The organism is Pseudomonas rhizozeae, assembly GCF_031583775.1.
Taxonomy (GTDB): domain Bacteria; phylum Pseudomonadota; class Gammaproteobacteria; order Pseudomonadales; family Pseudomonadaceae; genus Aquipseudomonas.
In genome coordinates, this window is sequence record NZ_JAVLSB010000058.1 from 40584 (window position 1) to 65146 (window position 24563).

27 protein-coding genes and 1 pseudogene are annotated in these 24563 nt (G+C 61.5%); 20 read left to right on the forward strand and 8 right to left on the reverse strand.

Translation table 11 applies throughout. The features are described from left to right. Positions 1–295 precede the first annotated feature (295 nt). A complete protein-coding gene (locus RG836_RS20180) occupies positions 296–862 on the forward strand; it encodes a TetR/AcrR family transcriptional regulator (RefSeq protein WP_310848827.1) in 567 nt (188 codons plus the stop codon). Between the two features lie 53 nt (positions 863–915). Continuing rightward, the gene (locus tag RG836_RS20185; protein WP_310848829.1) at positions 916–1899 is read left to right on the forward strand and encodes a quinone oxidoreductase family protein; all 984 of its coding nucleotides are present in this window, start codon (positions 916–918) and stop codon (positions 1897–1899) included. Between the two features lie 19 nt (positions 1900–1918). Here the strand turns inward: RG836_RS20185 and RG836_RS20190 are convergent, their stop codons facing one another. The 4 genes from RG836_RS20190 to RG836_RS20205 all read right to left on the reverse strand — a co-directional run bounded on the left by RG836_RS20190 (position 1919) and on the right by RG836_RS20205 (position 5479). After that, positions 1919–2317, reverse strand: coding sequence for a GFA family protein (locus RG836_RS20190; protein ID WP_310848831.1), 399 nt, complete (start codon positions 2315–2317; stop codon positions 1919–1921). Positions 2318–2344: 27 nt separating this feature from the next. Continuing rightward, the gene (locus tag RG836_RS20195) at positions 2345–3271 is read right to left on the reverse strand and encodes a Gfo/Idh/MocA family protein (RefSeq protein WP_310848832.1); all 927 of its coding nucleotides are present in this window, start codon (positions 3269–3271) and stop codon (positions 2345–2347) included. Between the two features lie 106 nt (positions 3272–3377). Then, positions 3378–4298 carry a catalase family peroxidase gene (locus RG836_RS20200; protein ID WP_310848835.1) on the reverse strand — a complete coding sequence of 307 codons (921 nt, stop codon included), beginning with the start codon at positions 4296–4298 and terminating at the stop codon, positions 3378–3380. Between the two features lie 254 nt (positions 4299–4552). After that, on the reverse strand, positions 4553–5479 hold the full coding sequence (locus RG836_RS20205; RefSeq protein ID WP_310848837.1) for a helix-turn-helix domain-containing protein: 927 nt from the start codon (positions 5477–5479) through the stop codon (positions 4553–4555). A 156-nt stretch (positions 5480–5635) separates the two neighbouring features. On the opposite strand from RG836_RS20205, the gene RG836_RS20210 reads away from it, so the two are divergent. Together RG836_RS20210 and RG836_RS27360 are read left to right on the forward strand one after the other, a co-directional pair. Next, entirely contained in the window at positions 5636–6388 is a 753-nt protein-coding gene (locus RG836_RS20210) for an SDR family NAD(P)-dependent oxidoreductase (RefSeq protein ID WP_310848839.1), read from the forward strand. A 34-nt stretch (positions 6389–6422) separates the two neighbouring features. Further along, positions 6423–6710 (forward strand): annotated as a pseudogene (locus RG836_RS27360) (hypothetical protein); the annotation flags it as partial. A gap of 113 nt (positions 6711–6823) precedes the next feature. On the opposite strand, the gene RG836_RS20220 reads toward RG836_RS27360, so the two are convergent. Continuing rightward, the gene (locus tag RG836_RS20220) at positions 6824–7252 is read right to left on the reverse strand and encodes a hypothetical protein (protein ID WP_310848841.1); all 429 of its coding nucleotides are present in this window, start codon (positions 7250–7252) and stop codon (positions 6824–6826) included. 96 nt (positions 7253–7348) lie between these two features. On the opposite strand from RG836_RS20220, the gene RG836_RS20225 reads away from it, so the two are divergent. From RG836_RS20225 to RG836_RS20255, 7 genes are all read left to right on the forward strand, one after another. After that, complete coding sequence (locus RG836_RS20225) at positions 7349–7909, forward strand: hypothetical protein (protein WP_310848843.1); 561 nt, start codon at positions 7349–7351, stop codon at positions 7907–7909. A 144-nt stretch (positions 7910–8053) separates the two neighbouring features. Continuing rightward, positions 8054–9436, forward strand: coding sequence for an epoxide hydrolase family protein (locus tag RG836_RS20230; RefSeq protein ID WP_310848845.1), 1383 nt, complete (start codon positions 8054–8056; stop codon positions 9434–9436). A 70-nt stretch (positions 9437–9506) separates the two neighbouring features. Further along, positions 9507–10787: an epoxide hydrolase family protein gene (locus RG836_RS20235; RefSeq protein ID WP_310848847.1), complete on the forward strand. Its 1281-nt coding sequence runs from the start codon at positions 9507–9509 to the stop codon at positions 10785–10787. Positions 10788–10825: 38 nt separating this feature from the next. Continuing rightward, positions 10826–11221 (forward strand): RidA family protein, encoded by a 396-nt coding sequence (locus tag RG836_RS20240; protein WP_310848849.1) that lies wholly within the window; start codon positions 10826–10828, stop codon positions 11219–11221. A 195-nt stretch (positions 11222–11416) separates the two neighbouring features. Continuing rightward, on the forward strand, positions 11417–11857 hold the full coding sequence (gene tspO / locus RG836_RS20245; protein WP_310848850.1) for a tryptophan-rich sensory protein TspO: 441 nt from the start codon (positions 11417–11419) through the stop codon (positions 11855–11857). After that, positions 11857–12852, forward strand: coding sequence for an alpha/beta hydrolase fold domain-containing protein (locus RG836_RS20250; RefSeq protein ID WP_310848852.1), 996 nt, complete (start codon positions 11857–11859; stop codon positions 12850–12852). The genes tspO and RG836_RS20250 overlap by 1 nt, the downstream gene beginning before the upstream one ends. Positions 12853–12887: 35 nt before the next feature. Beyond that, positions 12888–13049, forward strand: a complete 162-nt coding sequence (locus tag RG836_RS20255; RefSeq protein ID WP_310848854.1) for a DUF2986 domain-containing protein — start codon at positions 12888–12890, stop codon at positions 13047–13049. Positions 13050–13104: 55 nt separating this feature from the next. Here the strand turns inward: RG836_RS20255 and RG836_RS20260 are convergent, their stop codons facing one another. The 3 genes from RG836_RS20260 to RG836_RS20270 form a co-directional block, all read right to left on the reverse strand. Next, positions 13105–13476: a DUF6124 family protein gene (locus tag RG836_RS20260; RefSeq protein WP_310848856.1), complete on the reverse strand. Its 372-nt coding sequence runs from the start codon at positions 13474–13476 to the stop codon at positions 13105–13107. 392 nt (positions 13477–13868) lie between these two features. Beyond that, positions 13869–14261: a hypothetical protein gene (locus RG836_RS20265; protein WP_310848858.1), complete on the reverse strand. Its 393-nt coding sequence runs from the start codon at positions 14259–14261 to the stop codon at positions 13869–13871. 20 nt (positions 14262–14281) lie between these two features. Continuing rightward, positions 14282–14659, reverse strand: coding sequence for a VOC family protein (locus tag RG836_RS20270; protein WP_310848860.1), 378 nt, complete (start codon positions 14657–14659; stop codon positions 14282–14284). 140 nt (positions 14660–14799) lie between these two features. On the opposite strand from RG836_RS20270, the gene RG836_RS20275 reads away from it, so the two are divergent. The 9 genes from RG836_RS20275 (at position 14800) to RG836_RS20315 (ending at position 24074) form a co-directional block, all read left to right on the forward strand. Further along, entirely contained in the window at positions 14800–15201 is a 402-nt protein-coding gene (locus RG836_RS20275) for a winged helix-turn-helix transcriptional regulator (RefSeq protein WP_310848862.1), read from the forward strand. A 156-nt stretch (positions 15202–15357) separates the two neighbouring features. Beyond that, entirely contained in the window at positions 15358–15585 is a 228-nt protein-coding gene (locus tag RG836_RS20280; RefSeq protein ID WP_310848864.1) for a hypothetical protein, read from the forward strand. 158 nt (positions 15586–15743) lie between these two features. Next, positions 15744–16553 (forward strand): response regulator transcription factor, encoded by an 810-nt coding sequence (locus RG836_RS20285; protein WP_310848865.1) that lies wholly within the window; start codon positions 15744–15746, stop codon positions 16551–16553. 108 nt (positions 16554–16661) lie between these two features. Further along, entirely contained in the window at positions 16662–17789 is a 1128-nt protein-coding gene (locus RG836_RS20290; protein WP_310848867.1) for an ABC transporter ATP-binding protein, read from the forward strand. A gap of 39 nt (positions 17790–17828) precedes the next feature. Continuing rightward, positions 17829–18971, forward strand: coding sequence for an ABC transporter substrate-binding protein (locus RG836_RS20295; RefSeq protein WP_310848869.1), 1143 nt, complete (start codon positions 17829–17831; stop codon positions 18969–18971). Between the two features lie 30 nt (positions 18972–19001). Continuing rightward, on the forward strand, positions 19002–19919 hold the full coding sequence (locus RG836_RS20300) for an ABC transporter permease (protein ID WP_310848872.1): 918 nt from the start codon (positions 19002–19004) through the stop codon (positions 19917–19919). Position 19920: 1 nt separating this feature from the next. Next, positions 19921–20748, forward strand: coding sequence for an ABC transporter permease (locus tag RG836_RS20305; protein WP_310848875.1), 828 nt, complete (start codon positions 19921–19923; stop codon positions 20746–20748). Beyond that, positions 20741–22213: an aldehyde dehydrogenase family protein gene (locus tag RG836_RS20310; protein ID WP_310848878.1), complete on the forward strand. Its 1473-nt coding sequence runs from the start codon at positions 20741–20743 to the stop codon at positions 22211–22213. Before RG836_RS20305 ends, RG836_RS20310 begins: the two co-directional genes overlap by 8 nt. A 157-nt stretch (positions 22214–22370) precedes the next feature. After that, the gene (locus RG836_RS20315) at positions 22371–24074 is read left to right on the forward strand and encodes an amidase (protein ID WP_310848880.1); all 1704 of its coding nucleotides are present in this window, start codon (positions 22371–22373) and stop codon (positions 24072–24074) included. Positions 24075–24563 lie beyond the last annotated feature (489 nt).

Here is a 24563-nt window from a genome sequence, read left to right on the forward strand (position 1 = left end):
CTGAAGAATCAGGCCCGATCGGGCGCGGCTTGGTTCCCGCGTTTTTTTATTTGGCATTACATCGTGTTTCGGGCGGCATCGGCTGGCGGCGCCGTGTGTGGGGCGTTAAACGAGGGCGGCGGGGAGTGAGTGGCGTGCCGCGGAATGAAACACGAAACATTGAGTATGGCGGTTGCCTGCACAAGGCTCTTGCACGATAGAAGCGGATTTTTGCCTATTCCGGCGAATAACACCGTTTCCGGCATGCGCATTTCATTATTGACCGATCATTCCAATACTCTTAAGCTCCCCCACCATGGCCAGACCTAAAGAATTCGACATTGATGTAGCACTCGACGCCGCCGTCGAGGTTTTTCGCGAGCATGGCTTCGCCGGTACGTCGGCGCAGATGCTCACGGCGGCCATGCGCATTGGCAAACAAAGCCTCTACGACACCTTCGGCGGCAAGTGGCAGCTGTACTGCGCCGCGCTGGAAAAATACGGCGCCGGCGAAACCCGTGCGCACATTGAAAAGCTTCAAGGCAGCCCTACCGCTCTCGAAGGTCTGGAACAGATGCTCGAACGGGTGGTGCTGGAAGCGCGTCGGCCTTGTCTGGGCGTGGGTTCGATCAACGAATTCAGCGATCACGAAGACGCGCTGATCAAAGTCCGCCGACCCGCCGGCCGCTCGTTGCGCGCGGCGCTACTGCGGACGATTCGCGAGGCGAAACAGGCCGGCGATCTGGCAGCCGACCTCGATCCGAAACATGCCGTGGCGTTTGTGCTGGCGAATGTGGCGGGGATTCGCATCGCCGCGCGCGGTGGTGCAGACCCGGACGAATTACGCGCGTTGGCGCGCCTCGCTATCAAGGCTCTTAAGTGAGCCCTTTTTTTGCCCCATTCTGGAATGATCGTTCAACAACAAAGGTTCGAACTATGAAAGCAATCGTCATGACCCAACCGGGTGGCCCTGAAGTCATCGAATACGTCGACTTGCCCGCACCTCAGCCCGGTGCAGGCGAAGTCCTGGTGGCAGTCGATGCCGCAGGCGTGAATTTCATGGACATCGGCGCCCGGCAAGGCAACCTATGGCGTGATGCCCCCTGCCCCCGAGGCCTGGGGGCTGAAGGTGCGGGCCGTGTCCTGGCCGTGGGGGATGGAGTGCTGGACCTGGCGCCCGGACAACGGGTGGCCTGGGTTTATGCACCGGGCAGTTACGCAGAGCAACTGGTGGTTCCGGCGACCGCGCTGGTGCCGATACCTGACCACATCGATGCCCGAACCGCCGCTGCGGTGATGATGCAGGGGCTGACCGCCAACCACTTCGCGACCGAGTTCTACCCCGTGCAACCGGGTGACATCGCGTTGGTGCACGCCGCGGCTGGCGGCCTCGGCTTGCTGCTGACGCAATTGATCAAGCTCAGGGGCGGACAGGTGATTGGTCGAGTGTCCTCGCCGGACAAAGTCGCTGTCGCCAAGCAGGCCGGCGCCGACCATGTGATCGTCGATAGCCAGGGGGATTTTGCACAAGAGGTCCTTCGCCTGACGGGCGGTGAAGGTGTGCATGTGGTCTATGACGGTTCCGGGCCATCGACCTTCCAGGGCTCGCTCGACGCGCTGCGAATCTGCGGGACCTTTTGCTGGTATGGCCCGGTCCTGGGTGGGCCGGGCGCGCTGGATATCATGAGCCTGCCAAAGAGCATCAAGATCGGTTACGCGACCTTCATGCACCATATCCGCACGCCGCAATTGCTGCGCTCGCGAACCGAGAGGCTATTCGAGCTGATCCAGGCCAAACAGCTGCAGGTCCGCATCGGCGCCACTTATTCCCTGGCGGATGCGGCCAAGGCACACGCCGACATGGAAAGCCGCAACACCACTGGAAAGCTGCTGCTGATCCCGTCGACGTCACGCAGCTAGATACCTGCAAAGCCTGCCCCTACGGATTGTCCAGCGGGTGATTGCGCCCATTGCTCACCGGCAGCAACCCGAGGTCGGTGGGCTCGACGCCCTCCAGACAACCGAGGTTGTAACCGCACAGCGAGGGATCGCTGCGGCGGATGTGGTGGGTGTAGATGCCGCAGATCGAGCAAAAATAATGGCAAGCCTGCTGCGTGTTGAAGCGATAACTCTTCAACACGTCAGCGCCTTCAACCACTCGCAACGCCGCGAGCGGTACGGTGCCCATCACCGCCCCCCGGCGCCGGCACAGCGAGCAATTGCAGCGTTTGGGCTCAACCACACCGTCCGGCAATTCCAGTTCGAGCACCACCGCGCCGCAGTGGCAGGATGCGCGGTGCAGCGGTTTGATCTCGGTCTCACCAATACGCTTAATCATCAGAGACGCCCCCCTCCGGTCGAGGTGTTAATCGTAGAACGGCTCGACCGCCGCGCGGCTGCCGACGAAGAAGCTGTCCGCCACCAGGCGCAATGGCTGCAGGTCGAGGTCGCTGGCCTTGTCGCGGATCAACTGCTGGAAGTGCCGGTACACCGCCGCGTACTCACCCTCCTCCGATACGCCCTGGTGCACGCCGTCGATACTCAACAGCGCACCCCCATTGTCCAGGCGCAGGACGCCTTCGGTGCAGCGGATCTCGATGCTCCACAGCTCGTCATGGCCGTGGTCGAAATCGAACTCGGCACGCACGTCCAGCCGTTGCGCGTCGGACATTTTGATCGAAGCGGCAATCGGTGACTGGCAGTTGCTCGGCACACGCAGTTCGGCGGCTTCGACAAACAGCGGCAACGGCAGCAGATCAGTGACGATCGACAAGGCATTGATGCCCGGATCGAACACACCCAAACCGCCGGGTTGCCAGATCCACGCCTGGCCGGGGTGCCACTTGCGCACGTCTTCTTTCCAGTCGATCTGCACGCTTTGCAGCGTACGGCTGGCCAGCCAGTCGCGGGCGGCGGCGATGCCTGGCGCGTACCGCGAATGCCAGGCGAACAAACCGCTCACACCCTGCTGCGCCACCTGATCCACCAGGGTCATTGCTTCGCCGAGGGTGGCGCACGGCGGTTTTTCCACCAGCACATGTTTGCCTGCCGCGAGCGCTTGCTGCACCAACGCAAAACGGCCCTGGGGTGGCGTGCAAAAAGCGATCGCATCCACCGCCGGGCCGTTTTCCAGCAATTCACTCAGCGAAGCGAAGTTCTCCACCCCGGCGCAGGGTTGCCCTTGCGTGGCCACCGCCACCAATTCAAATGCCGGGTTGGCGTTGATCGCGGGAACATGTTGATCCTGGGCAATCTTGCCGTAACCCACCAGACCGAGACGGATCGCTTGCATCAATGACTCCTGTTGTTTTTCTTGTCGTGGAAAACGAAACGGCAAGATTACGTTTCTCTCGACGGGAAGTCATTGCTCATGTGCTGACGTTTTTCTAACGATCCGGTTACTGCCGCCGTTCCAGCGACACGCTGTACGCCGCGCTGCGCGCCTTGAGCACCGGATCGTCCGAAGGCTCGATGCCGGTCGGCAAGCGCAACGGGTCGAACACGCCGCGATCGCAGTCGATGTCCGGGGTGATCTGCTGCACGTTCAAGCGCCCCAGTTCGATCGGCGCGCTGCCGTTATCGCCCCACAACTGCGACGGATCGACCAGGGAGTCGTCCGGCCCGGCCGGCTGAATGAACAAAGCGAAGTTCGCCCCGTCGCCCTGCAGGCGGGTGCCCAGTTCGTCGGTGAGGAACGTGTCCGGCAGCGCTGCTTCCTGCTCGCTGCTGAGAAACACCGTGCCGGCCAACGGCTGCATCACCAGCCGGCCCCACAGGCCCTCGCCGTTGGCATTGACGAAACGAAAAGCGTGAGTGGAAAAGTACGCGGTCGTGGCATAGGACGCCGGCGCCGGATGCGCGGCGAGCAATTGCGGTTGCAACTTGCCGTCGGGGAACCGTGCTTCGTAGGCCTTGACGTTGTCCGGGTTGGGTTTCTTGGTTTCGGGATCAGCTACCCGCGCTTGCAGGAACGCCACGAACGACGCCGGGGTCGCGGCGAAAAACACCGGCTCGGAAATCATCAGCAAATCGTAGGTTTCAGTGGCGTTCTTCAAGCGCAGCGACAAGCCACGCACCGTTCGGCTTTTGTCCGAGACATTCGGGTTGCCGCCGCCCACCGAAAAGCGCAACACCGCCGGCACGTTGCCTTGCGCGAACAGGCTCGACGCGACCCAGCGCGGGGCATCAGCAGCGGGGATAAATTCACCGTTCGCACACAGACCTTTGGCGTGGGACCCTCGGGCGGCCTTGTGTTTGCCGAAAACAGAATTGAGGGCGTCGATCAGCTCGACGGGAGTAGTTTCTTGTAGGGTGCTCATCAAAATCGGCTCTGACTGACGGGAATAGGGCTGCGCAGCCTTTCAGGAACCGTGCCAGGGAAAAATCCTATAAAAATCAATCAACCCACTACTCAACAGGTCAAAGAGACCACGAACAACGGAGTCATGTTGACTCGATAAGCGTCATAACGACCAAGAAACACCATACCTGTGGCGATCAAACTTGCTCGCGCTAAGACGCGAAGCGGCACTGAATGCAATGGATCAACGCTCCAGACAGTGCGCAGTGGAAATCACCGGCGATATTCCCGCGGCGTCATCCCCGTGTGGCGCCGAAACACCTGGGCGAAATGCCCCGGGCTCTCGTAGCCGACTTCGAGGGCCACTTCGATGATGCTCAGCGGCGTGCTCGACAGCAATTCGCGGGCCTTCGCCAGGCGCAGTTGGATAAAGTATTGCGACGGCGAGCAGCCGGTTGCCTGGCGGAACAAGCGGCTGAAGTAGAACTCGCTCAGCCCGGCTTCAGCGGCCAGGGCGGACAGACTGAAAGCGCTGGCCAGCGAGCGATCCATGCGTTTGAGCACGCGGTGCAGTCGATAAGCCGGCAACGCCGTGCGATATTTCGGCCCCACCTGATCATCACGGTAATGACGCACCAGATGCACCGCCAACGCCTGGGCGATGCCGTCGATATACAGCGTGTTGGGCTCTCTGCCCTCAACCAGTTCCTGATACAGCAGACGCACCAGTTGCGCCACTTGAGGATCCTTGGCGCCCGAAACGTCCAGCAGGCGCAGGTTCTTGCTCTTGCCTGCCCAGACACTCGCGGCCGCCATGTCCAGCAAGCGCTGGCTCAAGTACAGGTGCACCACCCGAAACTCATGACCGCCGTGGGTCTGCCACTGCATTTCGTAAGGCTCGTGGGTCATGGTCAGGAAGAAGTCATCTGCCACCACTTCACTCGTGCTCCAGTCTTCCCCGGCGGCGCGTTCCTGCACCCGCGCGCCACCGGACAACACCAGCACCAGCATCGGTTCCGCCACGGCGGGCACGGTGATGCTGCTGGTGGCGCTGCGGTGGGCGTAAACCTGCATCTGCACGTCCGGATGCAGTCGACGTCCCGAGCCGCTACAGGAATTGGCCGGCAAGTGCTCCGGCATCTGCGGCGCGGAAATCCGTGGCAGCGGTCCAGGGTCGTCGTAGGTTTCAGGTGTCTTCATCTGTGATCAATATCCCGCGCCATCCATCGATCGATAAAAAAGCAAGAACCCGACAGTAGCGCAAGACGCCGTCAGACTCTATGAATCGATGGGAGCACAGTAGGCACTCGATGAGCGTAGCCACGCTCGACCCTACTCACCGATGAGGTATAACCCATGACTTCCCTTGATAAAGAGTTCGCTGGCAAAGTCGTTCTGGTCACCGGCGCCGGCAGCGGCATCGGCCGTGCGGTCGCCCTGCTGATGCACGCCAGAGGTGCCAGCGTGATCGCCGAAGACAAGAGCCCGACAGTCGAAGAATTGGCCTGCCCCGGCCTGGTGCCGCTGGTGGCCGACATCACCCTTGACGGCGCCGCCGAACAGGCCGTGGGCAAAGCCATCGAGCACTTCGGTCGGCTGGATATCCTGGTCAACAACGCCGGGATCATTCTCAACAAATTGCTGGTGGACATGACCCGAGAGGACTGGGAGCAGGTGCAACAGGTCAACGTCACGGCAGCCTTCCTGCACGCGAGGGAGGCGGCCAAAGTGATGATTCCCCAGCGCTCGAGTGCCATCGTCAACATCGCTTCATACGCGGCGTACCAGGCCTTCCCGACCATCGCCGCCTACGCTGCATCGAAAGGTGCGCTGGTGCAACTGACACGGGCGTTGGCGCTGGAAGTCATCGAACATGGCATCCGAGTCAACGCCGTGGGTTCTGGCGATGTGGTGACCAATATTCTCAATGATGTCGTCGAGGACGGCCCAAGTGCCTTGGCCGACCACGGCCAAACCACGCCGATCAAGCGCGCCGCGCAAGCGGATGAAATTGCCGAAGTGGTGGCGTTCCTGGCCTCGGAGCGGGCTTCTTATCTGGTCGGATCGGTGGTGATGGCGGACGGCGGCATGAGCGTCATGGCGGGTTGAGTCACCCTGATTTCTACGCAGTGACGCGCTTTACAGCCAGATCGGCGCCACCCACGGTCACCTCGAGGAGCTGTTCGCTAATGCCGGCGGCGGCTCGATGGTGCCGATGGGTGAAATCACCGAACAGCACTACGACGACACCTTCGACCGCAATGTCAAAGGCGTGCAGTTCACCGTGCACGCCAGTTTCGTTAACGGCATCGAGCTGTTTGTCGATGGCGGACAGGCTTCAAATCTAATTCCTGCACGGCTCCTGAAGCCCCGCGAGCGCTCTGTTTCGCGGCTTTGCACCATCATTGATCAGCTCAATAGCAACCATTAACTTAATGAAGTTCTCTTATTAATACCGAGGCGTAAGCTCAGCGCCATACCCAACCACTACACCACGGAGCACACAACATCATGAAACGCCAAACTATCCTCGGTATCGCCTTCTCAATCTTCGCCCTGAACGCTTTTGCCGCGACTGAAACTGATCCACTGTTCAGCGACGCTGTTGCCGCGACCCAAACTGACGCACTGTTCAGCGATGCCGTCGCCGCTGCCGAAACCGATCCACTGTTCAGCGATGCTGTCGCCGCTGCCGAAACCGACCCACTGTTCAGTGATGCGGTCGCCGCTGCCGAAACCGACCCACTGTTCAGTGATGCGGTCGCCGCTGCCGAAACCGACCCACTGTTCAGCGATGCGGTCGCCGCTGCCGAAACCGACCCGCTGTTCAGCGATGCGGTCGCCGCAGCCGAAACCGATCCACTGTTCAGCGATGCCGTTGCTGCTGATGGTTCGGATCGTCTGAAAGGCAACCTGGTTGCTGAAGGTGGTGCTGACCGTCTGCTCGACCGTCGTGCGGCTGTCTGAATGCACGGCTTCAGCGCAGGACTCGACTAAAACCCGGCCTAATCCGCCGGGTTTTTTCGTTCTTGGCTACGCTCAATCACGCCTTCATTCACTGGAGCGCTGATGAGCAACTTCCCTATCGTGGCCACGGTTCTCTCGATGATCCTCGGGCTCTCGGTCACCCGCCTGCTGCTGGGTGCGCTGACGGTCTTCCGCATTCGTCGCGCGGCGGCGCCGGACTGGGTGGCGTTGCTCTGGGCCGTGATGCTGTTCGCCACGCAGCTGGATTTCTGGTGGGCGGTCAATTCTTTGCCAGCAATCAAAACCACCTTCTCGTTTGCCGAGTTTCTCTTGTTAGTGCTCCTGGCGCTCTCGCTGTTCGTCGCCGCCGCGCTGTTGCTGCCCAGCCGCAGTGAGGATGAACAACAAGGCCTTCGCGTGTATTTCGAGCAGGATGGCCGATATGCGCTGCTGTCACTCTCGACCTATCTAGTGCTCGGCCTGATCGTCAATGTCACTTTATTCCAGGCCTCGCCGATTGCGCTCTGGGGCTTGCTGGACGTGATCATGATCGTCTTGCCGGTCTGTGGCTTTTACGCCAGATCCCGCAAAGTCTATTCAGCCATCACCCTCGCCTACCTGCCGCTGACCGCGATTGACCTGGCGATTTCGCTGAGCACTTAGGCGCAAGATCCAACAACCATAGCGGCCATTGAGCACGGCCACCGTTCGAGTTTGTCGAAAATACCTTTGGAGACTGCCCGGATTGTTTGATCAATGGCCGGTGGTTAGCCTCATTGCCACCTGCCCTTCCAGAGTTGATCAATCATGTCGGACCTGCAAAAACGCGCTGCCGCTGACAGCGGCCACAGTGAAGCTGTCCGCCATCAACCCTCTGCCGATGACAACCCGATTTCCTTCGCTCGCCGCAAAGTGCTGGGGGCCGCCGTAACCGCAGGCGCCGCGCTGCCACTGCTGTCGAGCGCAGGTTTCCTGGCGATGACGACGGGTGCCGCCCTGCCGCTGATCTCCAGCCCGAGCCTGGCCGCCACAGCGCCCGCCGTGAAAACCTCCGGCGAGAGCATCGTGCCGTTCCGCATCGCGATCCCGCAAAGCGACCTCGACGACTTGCGCCAACGTCTGGCCCTGACGCGCTGGCCGGAGAAAGAAACCGTGCAGGACTGGTCGCAAGGTGTGCCGCTGGCCAAGGCGCAAGCGCTGGTCGCGGCCTGGCGTGACCGGTACGACTGGCGCGCTTTCGAGCGCAAGGCCAACCAGTTTCCGCAGTTCCTGACGCAAATCGACGGCCTGGACATTCACTTTATCCACGTCAAATCCCCCGAGCCGAATGCCCTGCCGATCATCCTTACCCACGGCTGGCCGGGCTCGTTCTCGGAGTTCATCGAGACCATTGGCCCGCTGACGGATCCGGTGCGCCACGGTGGTAAAGCCAGCGAGGCGTTCGATGTGGTCATCCCGTCGCTGCCCGGTTATGCCTTTTCCGGCAAACCCACGGCACCGGGCTGGAACATCGAAAAAACCGCAGCCACCTGGGCCAAGCTGATGCAGCGGCTGGGCTACAAACGCTGGGTCGCGCAAGGCGGCGACTGGGGCGCGAGCGTCACCAGCACGCTGGGCCAATTACGCCCCGAAGGCCTGATCGGCATTCACCTGAACTGGGCGTTCGTGTTCCCCGAAGTGCTGCCCGAGAAGCTGTCGGCGGAGGAGCAACGCGCGGTGGATCAAGCCAATGTCTTCAAGACCCAAGGCATCGGCTACTTCAAGCAACTGTCGACCAAGCCGCAAACCATGGGGTACGGCTTGCTCGATTCCCCCGTGGCGCTGGCGACCTATATCTACGAAAAATTCCAGGTCTGGTCGGATAACAACGGCGATCCGGAACAAGCGTTGTCCACGACCACAATGCTCGATGACATCACCTTGTATTGGCTGACCCGCAGCGGCGCCTCCGCCGGCCGTTTCTACTGGGAAAACCCAGGCAACAGCTTCGCCGGCGGCACCATCGAGGTGCCGGTCGCGGTCAGCGTGTTCCCCCGCGAGATCTACCAAGTGCCGAAAAGCTGGGCCATCAAAACCTTCCCCAAATTGATCTACTTCAACGAAGTGGACAAGGGCGGGCACTTCGCGGCGATGGAACAACCGAAAATCTTTACCGATGAACTGCGCCGGGCGTTTGTTTCGCTGCGCTGAGCATCGCTGGAACGACCACGCGCAATCTGCCTGCATCTTCGCCCACGCTTTAACGCCGTAGAGGTGGCTTATGAACGACACCCTTCCCGTCGCCCACGATGAACATCAAGGCCCGAACCGCCGTCTGGTGCTGAAAACCGGCCTGGTCGGTGCGGCCGCGATCGCCGCATCCTCAGCGCCATTTTCGCTGCTCGCGCAAACCGCGACTCAAGATGTACGCCCCTTCGAGGTCAAATGGGACAGCGCCAAACTGGCGGGGGTGCTGGAGAAGGTCCGTGCCTATGAGTTCCCCATCGAACCCATCAGCGCCGGCTGGCGATATGGCTGTGATCCGGTGTTCCTGAAGTCGCTGTGTGACTACTGGGTGAAGGGCTTCGACCCGCAAAAAGCCGTCGCTGACCTGAACCGTTACCCGCAATTCGTCACCACCATCGAAGGCCTGGATGTGCATTTCCTGCATGTCGTTGGCGAAGCCAAGGGCAAACGGCCGCTGCTGATGACCCACGGCTGGCCTGGCTCGGTGTTTGAGTTCTGGCAAGCCGCCGAACGCCTGGCCTACCCCTCGAAATTCGGCGGCAACAGCGCCGATGCGTTCGACCTGGTCATCCCTTCGTTGCCCGGTTTCGGCTCCAGCGGCAAACCGCAACGGCCGATTGGCGCGCGCACCACGGCGAGGCTGTTCGACAGCTTGATGCGTGAACGCCTGGGTTACAAAACCTATCTCGCCCAGGGCGGTGACTGGGGTGCGGGCGTGGCCGGATGGCTGGGTCTGGACCACGCCGCCTCGCTGCGCGGTATCCATTTGAACTTGCTGATCGTGTCGCCGGCATCCGCGCCGGGCGATGCCGCCGAGGACGCGTACGCGTCATCCCACGCGGAATATGAATCGCGGCTCGGCGCCTACTACCAATTGCAGTCGACCAAACCGCACTCCCTCGCCTACGCCATGGCCAACAATCCGGTGGGCCAGGCCGCGTGGCTGATCGAGCGCTATCACGATTGGTCGGATTTGCGCGATCGCCCCTTCGACCAGGTGTTCAGCAAGGACCAACTGCTGACCTCGGTGATGATCTACATCATGAACGATGCGTTCGCCAGCGCTGCCTGGTTCTACACCGGCGAGCGCATGGAGCAAGTCACGCAGATGCCGGTCGGGCAACGGGTCGAGGTGCCGACCGGGTTCTCGGCCTACCCGGACTCACGCTCGCCCAACCCGCCGAGAAGCCTGATCGAACGCGGCTACAACCTCAAATACTGGCGCGTGATGGAGCAAGGTGGCCACTTCGCCGCCATGGAAGTGCCCGAGGCGTTCGCGCGGGACATCCAGGAATGGGGCCGCTCAATCGCCTGATCCGCCACTGCCGAATCTGACTAAAAGGTGCGAAAACCATGAGTTCCGAACGAGTTGTATTGCGGGAAGGTCCGTTCAAACGGCTGATCAACGACGGCGTGACAGTCGGCGACTGGATCTACCTTTCCGGCCAGTTAAGCGTCGACGCCAGCGGGCAAACCGTGGGCGAAAACGACATCGCCGAACAAGTGCGCATGGCTTACCAGAACGTCAAAACCACGCTGCAGGGTTTCGGCGCCGAGATGCACCATGTGGTGGAGGAAACTTTGTTCGTCACCGATATCCGCCACTTCCTGTCCCGCGCCGACGAACTGTTCGCCATTCGCGCCCATGCTTATGGCGAAGAACCGCAAGTGGCCCAGACGCTGGTGCAAGTGGTCGCGCTGGGCGTATCGACCTCAATGATTGAAATCAAATGCGTGGCGAAGGTGTAGGTTTCACCGATGACGTCGCTCCCCCGGCAGCAAGCCAGAGGCCTGTGCCGGGCGCGCTGATGTCCACTCCATTCTGGCCGCGTCGATAAATCTCATCCCGTCCGGCAAACTTTTCGCGCCAGCAGACGTCCCTTCTTGAAGGCGGCCGACACGGTCGTACCACTCAAGACAGCTGACCCCAGCTAAGGACAGGCGATGACGTTTTTTATTTTCCTCTTGGCGTGCGCAGCCGCCGCCAGCACGGGCCTGATGTTCAAACCGGGCGAATGGTACGAATCGCTCAACAAACCCGGCTTCACCCCGCCCAACTGGTTGTTCCCGGTGGCCTGGTCGATCATCTACCTGCTGCTCGCCTGGGCCGGCTACCGCTTGAGCCTGATACCCGGCAGCCAGCAAGTGTTGGCGTTATGGGCAGCGCAGATCGCCTTGAATACCTTATGGACACCGGTGTTCTTCGGCGCGCACCGGATCGCCGCCGGCATGGTGATCCTCGCAGTGTTGTGGCTGGTGGTCGCGGCCATGGTGGTGATGGCGTTGCGACTGGACCTGATTACTGGATTGATCCTGTTCCCGTACCTAGTGTGGCTGTGCGTTGCGGCGGCGTTGAATTTCTCGATTCTGCGTCATAACCGCTGATGCTGAATGCCCAGCAAGATGCTGACGGCGCTTGGTTCGCCAGCGAGCAAGAGTTGCTCCAGGTGCGCAACTTCAACAAAAAGCTCGCGTGGTTACCGCGCTTCAAAATCCGCAACCGCGTCACGCCGCGAGTGATTCAGGCGCTACTGCTCGCCAGCCAAATCGGCGGCGCGGCCAGGTTACTCAAACATGGGCTCACCGCTGAATGCACCGTGATTGCGGCCGGCGGCGTCAACCTGCCGCTGCGCATCATCCGCCCCACAGGCCAAAGCCAAGGCGTGGTGCTGGATTTCCATGGCGGCGGCTGGGTGATCGGCAATGCGCAGATGAACGATGCCTTCAACGTGGCCATGGTCAAGACCTGCAACGTGACGGTGGTCTCGGTCGACTACCGGCTCGCGGTCTCGACGCCGATTGAAGGCGTAATGGCCGATTGTCTGGCAGCCGCGCGCTGGGTGCTGGCCAGCGACCACGCGGAATTTGCCGGCCTGCCGGTGATCGTCGTCGGTGAATCGGCGGGCGCACATCTGGCGGCCGCCACCCTGTTGGCGCTCAAACAATGGCCCGATTTGCTGCAACGGGTCAGCGGTGCGCTGTTGTACTACGGCGTCTATGACCTGACCGGCACCCCGAGCGTCCACAATGCGCCGCCGCAGACGCTGGTACTGGACGGACCTGGCATGGTCGACGCATTGCGTCTGCTGACACCGGAATTGAATGACGAGCAGCGTCGGCAGCCACCCCTGTCGCCGCTGTATGGCGACTTCACTGGCTTCCCGCCGGCGCTGATGTTTGCCGGCGAACTCGACCCGTTGCGGGACGACACCGTGCAAATGGCCGAGCGCTGGCAGTCAGCGGCGCCGGTCGAAGTCCACGTACTGCCCGCGTCTCCCCACGGTTTTATCCATTTCCCTACGCCATTCGCCGAGCGCGTGCTTACCCACAGCCGCGCCTGGATCAGTGCACGGATTGATGCAGCGACTCGCCGAAGCTGACATCATTCGCGCATTGCCCCGTAGAGCAGAAACACATGAATCGTCGTAAGAAAATCCAGCAATTGCTAAAGGCCCACGCAAAAAAGGCCAGCGCCAAACTGGCACCGGCCAGCAAGACCAAATACGTGAGCAAGGCGGATCGGTTGAAACTGGCGGCTGAGGTGGGGGATGAGCCGAACATTGACTCTATGGGTTGATCCGAGGCTGTTAGCCTTCAAATGGCGAGCAGGCGCCCGCCACCCTACGCCGTGCTTAAGCAGGCGGATCCAGCCGATCCAGCGCGCGGTTCACCGCGAGTTCGCCGAGCATGATGATTTGCGCGATGCCCAGTAGCGCATTGCGACTTGGACCTTCCAGCGTGCCGGCGAGGTCACCGGCCATGACATTGGCCGAGGCCAATGATTCGCAAGCGTGCACTAACAAAGTTTCCGCGTCGAAATCTGGATTGATAACGAACATGGTGCTGGGTGTGCGAGAGCTGGACTTGATGCCTTCGGTGTTGAGGTAATAGTCGAGGGCACGCTCGGCGGCTTCGTGGAATTTTTTGGTATGAGGATTTTCGTAGGGCGACGCAGAGTCGTTTTCAGACTCGGTTTCGGGCGGGTTCGGCGTTGGTTTGAACATTGATGACACTCCATGTGGGATCAAAGGAGCCTTCACCCTCGCTACCAAACGAAGGGTGGCGGCCATACGAAGGTTGGTAGACCGGCCCACATGGAAATCCGGCGCGCTCGGGAGCGCCCTGCGCATGGCCACCATCAAGCAGATGCGAAATGCACCTGTACAGGTAACGCGATGCGTCATGTGGGGGACGGGCTACCAAACCCGGTCGCTGTTGTTTTCAGCGACTCGGAAACGATAAAACCCGTGCCCTGGACGCACAAGCCGGCGGATTCTGTCTTAACCGTAGGCAACGGCACAAGGCCTTGTAGCTTTCAGGACGTAACCCCGCCGCTGAATAAACACTGCTCGCCAAATGCGTTTAATCAGCACCCAGACGTCGGCAACCACAGCCGTCAGTTCCCGCCACTGCACCCCAACCACCGCGCCGCCGCATCAGCCGTATCCCCCGGTCCGGTGTTGAAGGCGATTGAGGCTCGCGGGGCGCCTCGGTGGACCGCATTGGCCACGGTCTCGAACAGCGCCAGATGGCTGGGCATCTGCCGGATGCCGGCGCCGATGACTACGCAATCGTAGACGTTGCTGGCCAGTTGTCGGTCCAGAACCACGCCCGCGTTAGCATCCTGCTGGATGTAGCACACTTCGGCCTGCCAGCCACGCCCGAGCATTTCCTCGTGGGCCAACTTCAGGGCGCCTTGCATCATGTCGGCGTTTAAACCGGGCGGTAATCCCGGGTCGGAAAAGTCGACTGACTTCGGATCAAGGGCAATTAACAATACAGTTGGCATGAAGTGAATATCCTGCACTTTTAGTTCAAGTGGGTGACTTCAAAGTGGTACCCGTCCGGATCAATAACATCCGCGGAATAATAGCCCGGGTAATATTCAAGTCGGGCCCGTGGAGAGATACGATCAATCGCGCCTGCTGCTATTGCCGCTGCATAAAAGGCATCGACGACCTCATTATTGTCCGCGTCAAAACCCCAATGAATGGCATCAGGATTGGGCGTACCTTGTTTGAGCCAGAAAATCGCCCGGGTGCCGTCGCCAAAACCCCACAAGTCATCATGCCCGTCCACACCCTTGAACGGCATGAACATCGAGATATTCAGCGGTTTCAGCGCCGCTTCGTAGAACTTCAAAGAACGCTCGATATCGCTGACACTCAGAATAATGTGACCAATCATCGTCTTTTCCTCTTCGCTTAAATTTATGTTCAGTGACTTACGCCAAGTAAGTCGCTTTACTTTGTAGCCCGAGGATATAGTGCTTGGTAAATCTCCGTAAGGAGGCACGTTTAACTCCGCCACGCACCTGGAGGTAAGTAATGAAGAACACTGAACATAAAAGCGGTCCGCCTGATCCGGTGACACTGTGTAAGAGCAAAGACCCGGCGGCGATTCGCGAGATCCTTACCAAAGTCGGGGATAAATGGAGCATTTTTATCCTGCTGACGTTGAAGATGTGTCCCGATTACCGTGCGCGATTTACCGTTATCGAAAAATGCATCCCCGGTATCTCGCAAAAAATGCTCACGGTCACCGTGCGTAACCTGGAACGCGATGGCCTGGTGTTGCGCGAAATCTTCGCCGAGATCCCGCCTCGGGTTGAATATCAACTCACGCCGCTGGGCGAAAGCCTGCTGGACCCGCTGCAAAACCTGCTGGATTGGGTGAACCTTAATTGCGAACAAGTGCGCAAAGCGCAAAGCCAGTTCGATGAGCGCTGAACAAGCGCCTTGAAGGGAGAACAAGCGGTCCCCGGGATTTAATCCTGGCAGATTGAAAGAGGATCACCACAACCCGCACGCGGGCGAGCCGCAAAAATCTCGAACTCCCACCCCGGCGCTGCATCCAAGTTCCATAACCACCAGGAGGCACGCGCCATGAAGACCAACGACCGCAATACCACGACGTCCACCAACGCCCCACCCACCGACAGTTCCGGCCAACCGGTCAACGTGGTCGAACGCGACCTTGAAGACCGCGATGGCGATACTGAAGGCGTCGACAAGGTCATCACGCCCTCCTCGACCCGCACCAAGGAGCAGGACGCCGAGGAATTACAGCGCAAGACCGCCGAGATCGAGCGCAAAGTCGCCGACGGCAATTGACGGCTTTTTGCTACCCACGCTGTGGCACTCGGTAACACCCGGCCCTGTTGCGGTGCGTGATCGCCGGGGTCGGGCGGCCACGGTGCCGTCATTCAGGGGCATAAGGGCCGTGGCGTAATTTGTGCATCACTTGTAGTCCCTTTCCGACTGAACGTGTCATGCGCCCCAAGGAATTGAAACACTGGACCAGCGGCGTCGCCCATTTGCTTGACTTGCCGGCAGGTCACGGACGGCTGGCGGGGTTGTGCCACTGGCTGCAGCACATTTGTCCGGTCGATCATTTCGTGCTGTTCGTTTACGAAGGCAATCACCGGCCGCTGGCGCTGTTCGATACGTTTTCCGCCGACAAGCGCGGTGTGTATGTCGACGACTATCAGTGCGGGCCGTATCTGCTCGATCCGTTCTACCTCGCCTGCACCCGTGGTCAAGCACCGGGGCTGTGGCGCCTGCGCCAGTTCGCCCCCGACCACTTTTACCTCGGTGAGTATTACCTGACCTATTACCAGCAAACCGGTCTGGCCGAGGAAGTGGCGTTTTTCGTCGACCTGGGCGACGGCGCGATTGCTGTGCTGTCGCTGATGCGCTCCCGCGCCAGCTGTGCGTTCAGCCGTGACGAAATGCAGTTGATGGAATGCGCGCAACCGGTGGTCGAGCAAGTGATCAACGAAGCCTGGCGCCTGCGCCAGATCCAGCAACCGCGCCCGGCCCAGGACCTCGACTTCAAGATCCGCGAAGCCTTCGATCAATTCGGCGCGCACATCCTCACGGGCCGGGAGCAGGAGATCGTGCAACTGCTATTGCGCGGCCACTCCAGCGCCTCGGTGGCCGAGCAACTGAACATCAGCCCCGGCACGGTGAAGATTCATCGCAAGAACATCTACGCCAAGCTCGGCATCGGCAGCCAGTCGGAATTGCTCGGGCTGTTTATCCGCGATCTCACCGGCCAGGAGCCGGTTGTCGACGCCTGACGCCTGAAAACGACTCTATCCCCCAAGGGATATATACAGCGCAAAACCGCCATTGCTAGTTTGGCTCTCGACGCATTGATCAGCGATGCACTGCGAGGGAGCCCGCCCGTGAACAACACCGTCAACGATAGCCAGGCCAGCGACATCGAGTTCTGCAACGTGGTCAAGCGCTATGGCGGCGTAACGGCCGTCGATGGCCTCAACTTCGCCGTGCGGCGCGGCTCGTTCCATTCCTTCCTCGGCGGCTCGGGCTGCGGCAAAACCACCACCCTGCGGATGATTGCCGGCTTCGAACAACCGAGCAGCGGCGAAGTGCAACTGGCCGGGAAATGCGTCGCCGGTGTGCCGGCTTTCGAGCGACCGGTGAACATGGTATTCCAGCATTACGCCTTGTTTCCGCACATGACCGTGGCGCAGAACATTGCCTACGGCCTGCGCTATCGCACACCGCGCCCGGACAAAAAAACCCAGTTGCGCATGGCCGACGAAGCACTGGAAATGGTGCGCCTGAGCGGTTTCGGCCAGCGCAAGCCGAGTGAGTTGTCCGGCGGCCAGCAACAGCGCGTCGCCCTCGCCCGCGCCTTGGTCAACAAGCCTACCGTGCTACTGCTCGACGAGCCGCTGGCGGCGCTGGACCGCAAGTTGCGCAAGGAGATGCAGTCAGAACTGCTGCGCCTGCAACGGGAAGTCGGCATCACCTTTGTGCTGGTCACCCACGATCAGGAAGAAGCCCTCTCGATGAGCGACAGCATCAGCGTGATGCACAACGGCTCGATCATCCAGACCGCGACCCCCGAACAACTCTACGAAACCCCGGCCAGCCGCTACGTTGCGGACTTCATCGGCGAATCCAACCTGTTCAACGGCACCGTGCGCCACCTGCACGGCAACAACGTGGTGCTGCGTACCGAGCAAGGCCTGGAACTCACCAGCCCGTTGACGCCCACTGGCCAAGGCCTGAGCGCCGACGCCGCCGGTTGCATCGCGGTGCGCCCGGAGCTGATCAGCATTGCCGGCGCCCACGCCGAAATGCCTCGGGAAGTGACGCTACAAGGCTGCGTCGAAGACCGCATCTACCTCGGCAACTCCACGGAATATCGCGTACGCACCCAGGCCTTCGGCGTGGTGTGCGTGCGGGTGCCCCGTCATCAGGATCACGGCAGTCACGCCTTCGAACACGGCGCGGCAGTCAACGTCGGCTGGGATCACGCCAATGGTTTGGCGATGGCCCTGTAATTCACCAATAGGTTTCATCAACCGGATGTGGAGCGTGCTATGGACCAGAAGACGTTTATCAAAACCCTGCGCAGTTGGCAGAACGGCTCGATCAGCCGCCGCGAGTTCCTCGGCCGAACGGGCCTGGGGCTGGCTGCCGCCGTGGTCGCGACCAATATGCCGGGCCTGCTGACCTCCACCGCCGAAGCTGCAGAACAGGGCAAGATCGGTGATCGCCTGTCGCTGGCCACCTGGCCGAATTACCACAGCCAGGAAAACCTCGACAGTTTCGCCAAGACCACCGGCGCCCGGGTGTCGATGAGCGTGTTCGGTTCCAACGAAGAGATGCTCGCCAAGTTGCAGGCCGGCGGCAGTGGCTGGGACGTGCTGGTGCCGACCAACTACACCATCAGCACCTACGTTGGCCTGGGCCTGATCGAACCACTGGATCTGGCGCGCATTCCGAATTTCGACGCCTCGGCGTTCCAGCAGAAATTCATGGCCCAAGGCACGGTCGACGGCAAGGTCTACGCGGTGCCGAAAAACTGGGGCACCACCGGCATGCTCTACGACAGCGGCAAATTGAAGAACGGCCCCAGCAGTTGGAAAGCGTTCTGGGCGGCGGCGCAAGGCCCGGCGAGCGGCCGAACCATGGTCCACGATTACCAGCTCACCGCCATCGGCAACGCGCTGAAAAGCTTCGGCTACAGTTTCAATTCCCTCGACCCGAAAGAACTGGCCGACGCCGAAAAACTGCTGATCGAGGTCAAGCCGCACTTGTTCGCGATCAACTCCGATATCCAGCCGTCGATGCGCAGCGGCGATGCCTGGCTGGCGATGTCCTGGACCGGCGATGCCTCGCAGTTGCATCGCGACAACGCCAAGATGCAGTTCGAGCTGGGCAAGGAAGGTGGCGAGTTGTGGAGCGACTTCTTCGCCATCCCGAAAAGCTCCGAGCACAAGGACGCTGCCTACGCCTTCATCAATTACCTGCTCGATCCACAGCACAACAAGCTCGAAGTGTTGAGCCACGGCTATCCGAGTGGCGACAAACGGGTCGACGCGCTGCTGCCGCCGGCGATGCTCAGCGACCCGATCATGTACCCGGCCGCCGAAGCACTGAGCCCGTTGGAGTTCGGCGCCGCCGCGACCCTGACCAGCCCGGCGCGGGCCGAACTGATGGCGCGGTTCAAATCCGCCTGATGACCTGCCATGGCCAATAAGGAGTCGTCCATGAATGCCGCCGCCCACCCGTCAACGGTGCAGCCGGGCCGTGCCCTGTCGGTCGAGGTGCGCCAGCGGCGCAGCCTCGGGCGGCGGATCACCCTGCTCATGCTGTTGCCCTCGACCCTGTGGTTTCTGCTGATGTTGCTGATGCCGCTGGTGATCATCCTGGTCTTCAGTTTCGGCGAGCGCAGTGCCGTGGGCGGTTACGCCGGAGGCTTCACCCTGGCCAACTACCTGAACCTCGGTTCACGGGCGGCGGCGTTCAGCAACACCCTGATCCTCGCGCCGCTGGGCACTTTGGTGTGCCTGGTGGCGGCGTATCCGCTGGCGTACTTCCTGGCGGTCAAGGTCAGCCGCAATCGGTCGCTGTTGCTGACCCTGGTGATCGTGCCGTTCTGGACCAGTTTCCTGATCCGCACCTACGCCTGGATTTTCATCCTCAGCGGCAAAGGCATTCCGGCGCTGCTCGCCAGCTTCGGCCTGGAAGACGTGCGGTTGATTAATACGCCGTGGGCGGTGCTGATCGGCATCGTCTACGGCTACTTGCCGCTGATGGTGTTCCCGATTTACGTCAGCCTGGAAAAACTCGACAAGCGCCTGCTCGAGGCCTCCGCCGACCTGGGTGCCAGTGCCTTCGAGAGCTTTCGGCGGATCACCCTGCCACTGTCCGCGCCGGGGATCATCACCGGCGTCATGCTGGTGTTCATTCTGCTCATGGGCGAATTCCTGATCCCGGCGATTCTCGGCGGCGGCAAGGTGTTTTTTGTCGGCAACGCCCTGGTCGACCTGTTCCTGCAATCACGCAACTGGCCGTTCGGCAGTGCGCTGGCCATGACCCTGGTGGCGATGATGTTGCTGATCATCGGCGTGTATCTGAAACTGGTGGCGCGCTACGGCGGCCGCCCCACTGACGGAGGCGTGTGACATGTGGCTGCGCAGTTATTCGACCTCGTTGTACCTGTTCCTCTACGCGCCGATTGCCTTGATCGTACTGTTCAGCTTCAACGCCGGGCGCAGTGGCCTGGCGTTCGAATGTTGCTCGGTGCAGTGGTTCGGTCGCGCGTTCGGCAACCCTTTCATCATGGAAGCGCTGGGCAACAGTGCGTTGATCGCGTTCAGCTCGGCGCTGATCGCCACGCTGTTCGGCACCCTCGCGGTGTTCGGCCTGCAACGGGCCGGGCCGAAGGTGCGGCTGCTGTTCGATGCGCTGACCTATTGCGCGATCATCGTGCCTGGCATCGTGATCGGTATTTCGACCCTGATCGCCTTTATCAGCCTGTTCGACCTGATCAACCCGTTGCTGGCGGCGCTGCTGCCAAACCTGCCGCGCCTGAATATGGGCTTTTTCACGGTGATCGCCGCGCACTCGCTGTTCACCATGGCGCTGGTCATGGTGATCGTGCGCAGCCGCGTCGACAGCCTCGACAAAGCCCTGCTTGAAGCCTCGGCTGACCTGTATGCGCCGCCGATGCAGACGTTCTGGCGGGTGACGCTGCCGCAAATCAGCCCCGCGATCATGGCCGGGTTCCTGTTGGCGTTCACCTTCAGCTTCGACGATTTCATCATCGCGTTTTTCGTCGCGGGGTCGGAAACCACCTTGCCGATTTACATTTTTTCGTCGATCCGCCGTGGCGTCACCCCGGAAATCAACGCGGTCTCGACCGTGATCATCTGCGCCTCGCTGGCCCTGCTGTTCACCTCCCGCCACCTGCAAAACCGCCGCACTGACGCTCAGGAGTCGCACCATGCGTGATCAGCTTTATATCAACGGCGAGTGGGTCAGCCCCGACCTGGGCGGCTACCTGGACGTGGTCGACCCGGCCACCGGGCAGACCTTCCAAAAAGTCGCTGCCGGCACCGAAGAAGACATCGACCACGCGGTCCGCGCCGCGCGCCGCGCGTTCGATAATGGCTGGGGCCAGACCAGTGGCGCCGAACGCGGGCAATGGTTGGACGCCCTCGCCGACGAACTGGAAAGCGGCCAACAGGCACTGGCCGAACTGGAAGTGCGCGACAACGGCAAGCCGCTACCGGAGGCGCAGTGGGACGTGGGCGATGCGATCGGCTGTTTTCGCTACTACGCCGGGCTGGCCCGTGAACTCGACAGCCAGCAGGATCAGCCGCTGACGCTGCCGGACGAACGTTTTCGTTGCCGGATTCGCCACGAACCGATTGGCGTGGCCGGGCAGATCATTCCGTGGAACTACCCGTTGCTGATGGCGGCGTGGAAAGTCGCCCCGGCCCTCGCCGCCGGCGCGACGGTGGTGTTGAAGCCGTCGGAACTGACGCCGCTGACCGCCCTCGAACTGGCCGCTGCCGCCGACCGCATCGGCCTGCCCGCCGGGGTGTTGAACGTGGTCACGGGCTTGGGTGCCGAGGCCGGCAGCCCGCTCACCGAGCACCGTGGGGTCGACAAACTGGCCTTCACCGGCAGCGTGCCGACCGGGGCGAAAATCATGTCGGCGGCGGCACGGGACATCAAGAACATCAGCCTTGAGCTAGGGGGGAAATCGGCGTTCATTGTGTTCGACGATGCAGAAGTCGAAGCCGCGGTGGAGTGGATTCTGTTCGGGATCTTCTGGAACCAGGGCCAGGTGTGCAGCGCCACTTCGCGGCTGCTGGTGCAGGAGACCATCGCGCCACGCCTGATCGAACGGCTGGTGGAAGAAACCCGCAACATCACGATCGGCCCGGGTATGCAACCGGGGGTGCTGCTGGGGCCGTTGGTTAGCCAGGGCCAGTACGACAAGGTGCTGGGTTTTGTTGATCAAGGTCTGGCCAGTGGTGCGCACCTGTTGACCGGTGGCCGTCGCCCGGTGCACTTGAGCGAGGGCTATTTCATGGAGCCGGCGATTTTCGACGAGCCGGACCAGGGCAGCATTCTCTGGCGCGAAGAAGTGTTCGGCCCGGTGCTGTGCATCAAACGTTTCAAGACCGAAGAACAAGCGCTGCAGATGGCCAACGCCAGCCGTTTCGGCCTCGCCGCCGCCGTGATGAGCGCCGACCCGCAACGCACCGTGCGCGTGGCCAATCAACTGCGCGCCGGGATTGTCTGGGTCAATTGCTCGCAACCGACCTTCGTCGAAGCGCCGTGGGGCGGCATGAAACACAGCGGTATCGGCCGTGAGCTCGGGCAGTGGGGTTTGCACAATTACCTGGAGGTCAAACAAGTGACCGAATACCTTAGCGATCAGCCGTGGAGCTGGTATCTGAAGTAGCCGCTGAATCGGGGGGGATGAATAACGTCGCGGTTTCGGCCAGAATTGCACCTTTCGACGCGCCGGCCGGTCACAGCCGTACCGACGCGTGACGCCGTGCAACGAGGGCCGCTATGAACAGTTATTTTCAACAGGTTGATGGATGGGCGGTGAGCCAATGATCGAAGTCACCGAAGTCTCCATCGCCCAACTGCGCGCCGCGCTGGAATCCGGCCAGACCACTGCGGTGGAATTGGTCGAAGCGTACCTGGCGCGGATCGACGCCTACGATGGCCCGGCCACTGCCACCGCGCTTAACGCCGTGGTGGTGCGCAATCCCGAAGCGCTGGACGAAGCGCGCGCCTCTGATGAACGCCGGGCCAGCGGCCAGCCCCTCAGCCCGCTCGACGGCATCCCCTACACCGCCAAGGACAGTTACTTGGTCAAGGGCCTGACCGCCGCTTCCGGCAGCCCGGCTTTCGCCAAACTGATCGCCCATCGCGATGCCTTCACCATCGAACGCCTGCGCGGCGCCGGGGCGATCTGCCTGGGCAAGACCAACATGCCGCCAATGGCCAACGGCGGCATGCAGCGCGGCGTCTATGGCCGGGCCGAGAGCCCGTACAACGCTGATTACCTCACCGCGCCCTTTGCCTCCGGCTCGTCGAACGGCGCCGGCACCGCGACCGCCGCCAGTTATGCCGCGTTCGGGCTTGCCGAGGAAACCTGGTCGAGCGGTCGCGGGCCGGCTTCAAACAACGGTTTGTGCGCTTACACGCCGTCGCGCGGGGTGATCTCGGTGCGCGGCAACTGGCCGCTGACCCCGACCATGGACGTGGTGGTGCCCTACGCACGGACCATGGCCGACCTGCTCGAAGTGCTCGACGTGGTGGTCGCTGAAGACCCCGACACCCGTGGCGACCTGTGGCGCCTGCAACCCTGGGTGCCGATCCCCAGCGTCGACTTTGTGCGCCCCGTGTCATACGCCGCACTGGCCGCCGATCACAGCGCGCTCGCCGGTAAACGCTTCGGCGTGCCACGCATGTACATCAACGCCGACCCCGACGCCGGCACCAGCGACAAGCCCGGCATCGGCGGCCCGACCGGGCAACGCATCCACACCCGTGATTCGGTGATCGAGCTGTGGCAGCAGGCGCGGCAAGCCTTGGAAGCAGCGGGTGCCGAAGTCATCGAGGTCGACTTCCCGCTGGTCTCCAACTGCGAAGGCGATCGCCCTGGCGCACCGACCGTGTTCACTCGCGGCCTGGTGTCGAAGGAATTCCTCAACGACGAATTGTGGGGCCTGTCGGCCTGGGCGTTCGATGATTTCCTACGAGCCAACGGTGATCCAGACTTGAACCGCCTAGCCGATGTCGACGGCCCGCAGATCTTCCCCCACGACCCCGGCACCCTGCCCAATCGCGAAGACGACCTGGCAGCGGGCATGGACGAATACGTGAAAATGGCCCAACGGGGCATCACCCCGTGGGACCAGATCAGCACCCTGCCCGATGGCTTGCGCGGCCTGGAACAGACCCGGCGCATTGACCTGGAAGAATGGATGGACAGCCTGGGGCTCGACGCGGTGATCTTCCCCACCGTGGCGGACGTCGGCCCGGCAGACGCCGACGTCAACCCGGCCTCGGCGGACATCGCCTGGAGCAACGGCGTCTGGGTGGCCAACGGCAACCTCGCCATCCGCCACCTCGGCGTGCCCACCGTCACCGTGCCCATGGGCGTCATGGCCGACATCGGCATGCCCGTCGGCCTCACCTTCGCCGGCCGCGCCTACGACGACTCCACCCTGCTACGCCTGGCCTCGGCGTTCGAATCCACCGACCACAAACGCCTGATCCCGCCAAGAACACCGGCGCTTGGCTGAGAATCTGAAGTGAGCCTGATCCAATGTGGGAGTGAGCCTGCTCGCGAAAGCTGACTGTCAGGACATAGAGATATGTCGCCTGACAATAAGCCTTCGGGAACGCCGCCCGGAGCAGGCTCGCTCCCACAGGGGAATGCGTACAACCGAGACCAGGTCGGCTACTAGGCCGCCTCGGGCGCTGTGCTGTTGATCTGGCTTTTGATCTGCTCTGCCCCGTTAACCAGAGGCTGAACGCAGGTCTTGCGCAGTGGGCACCTCGGCAGGGATGCCGAGGTAGCCGCCCCCGGCCAGGGATGGCCGATGGCGGCGGGCCCACGGAGCAAGGCCGGAGTGAAGGCATGCCGAGCCTTAGCGAGGCACCGAATGGAGGGGATCAAGCGCTTGGTTACTTGGCGCTTTTCCAAGTAACCCGCTGTAAGAGCGGAACCTATTTCAGCCATCACCAAGGGAATGGATATGTACACCAGCAAAATTTCTAGTGCCTGATAA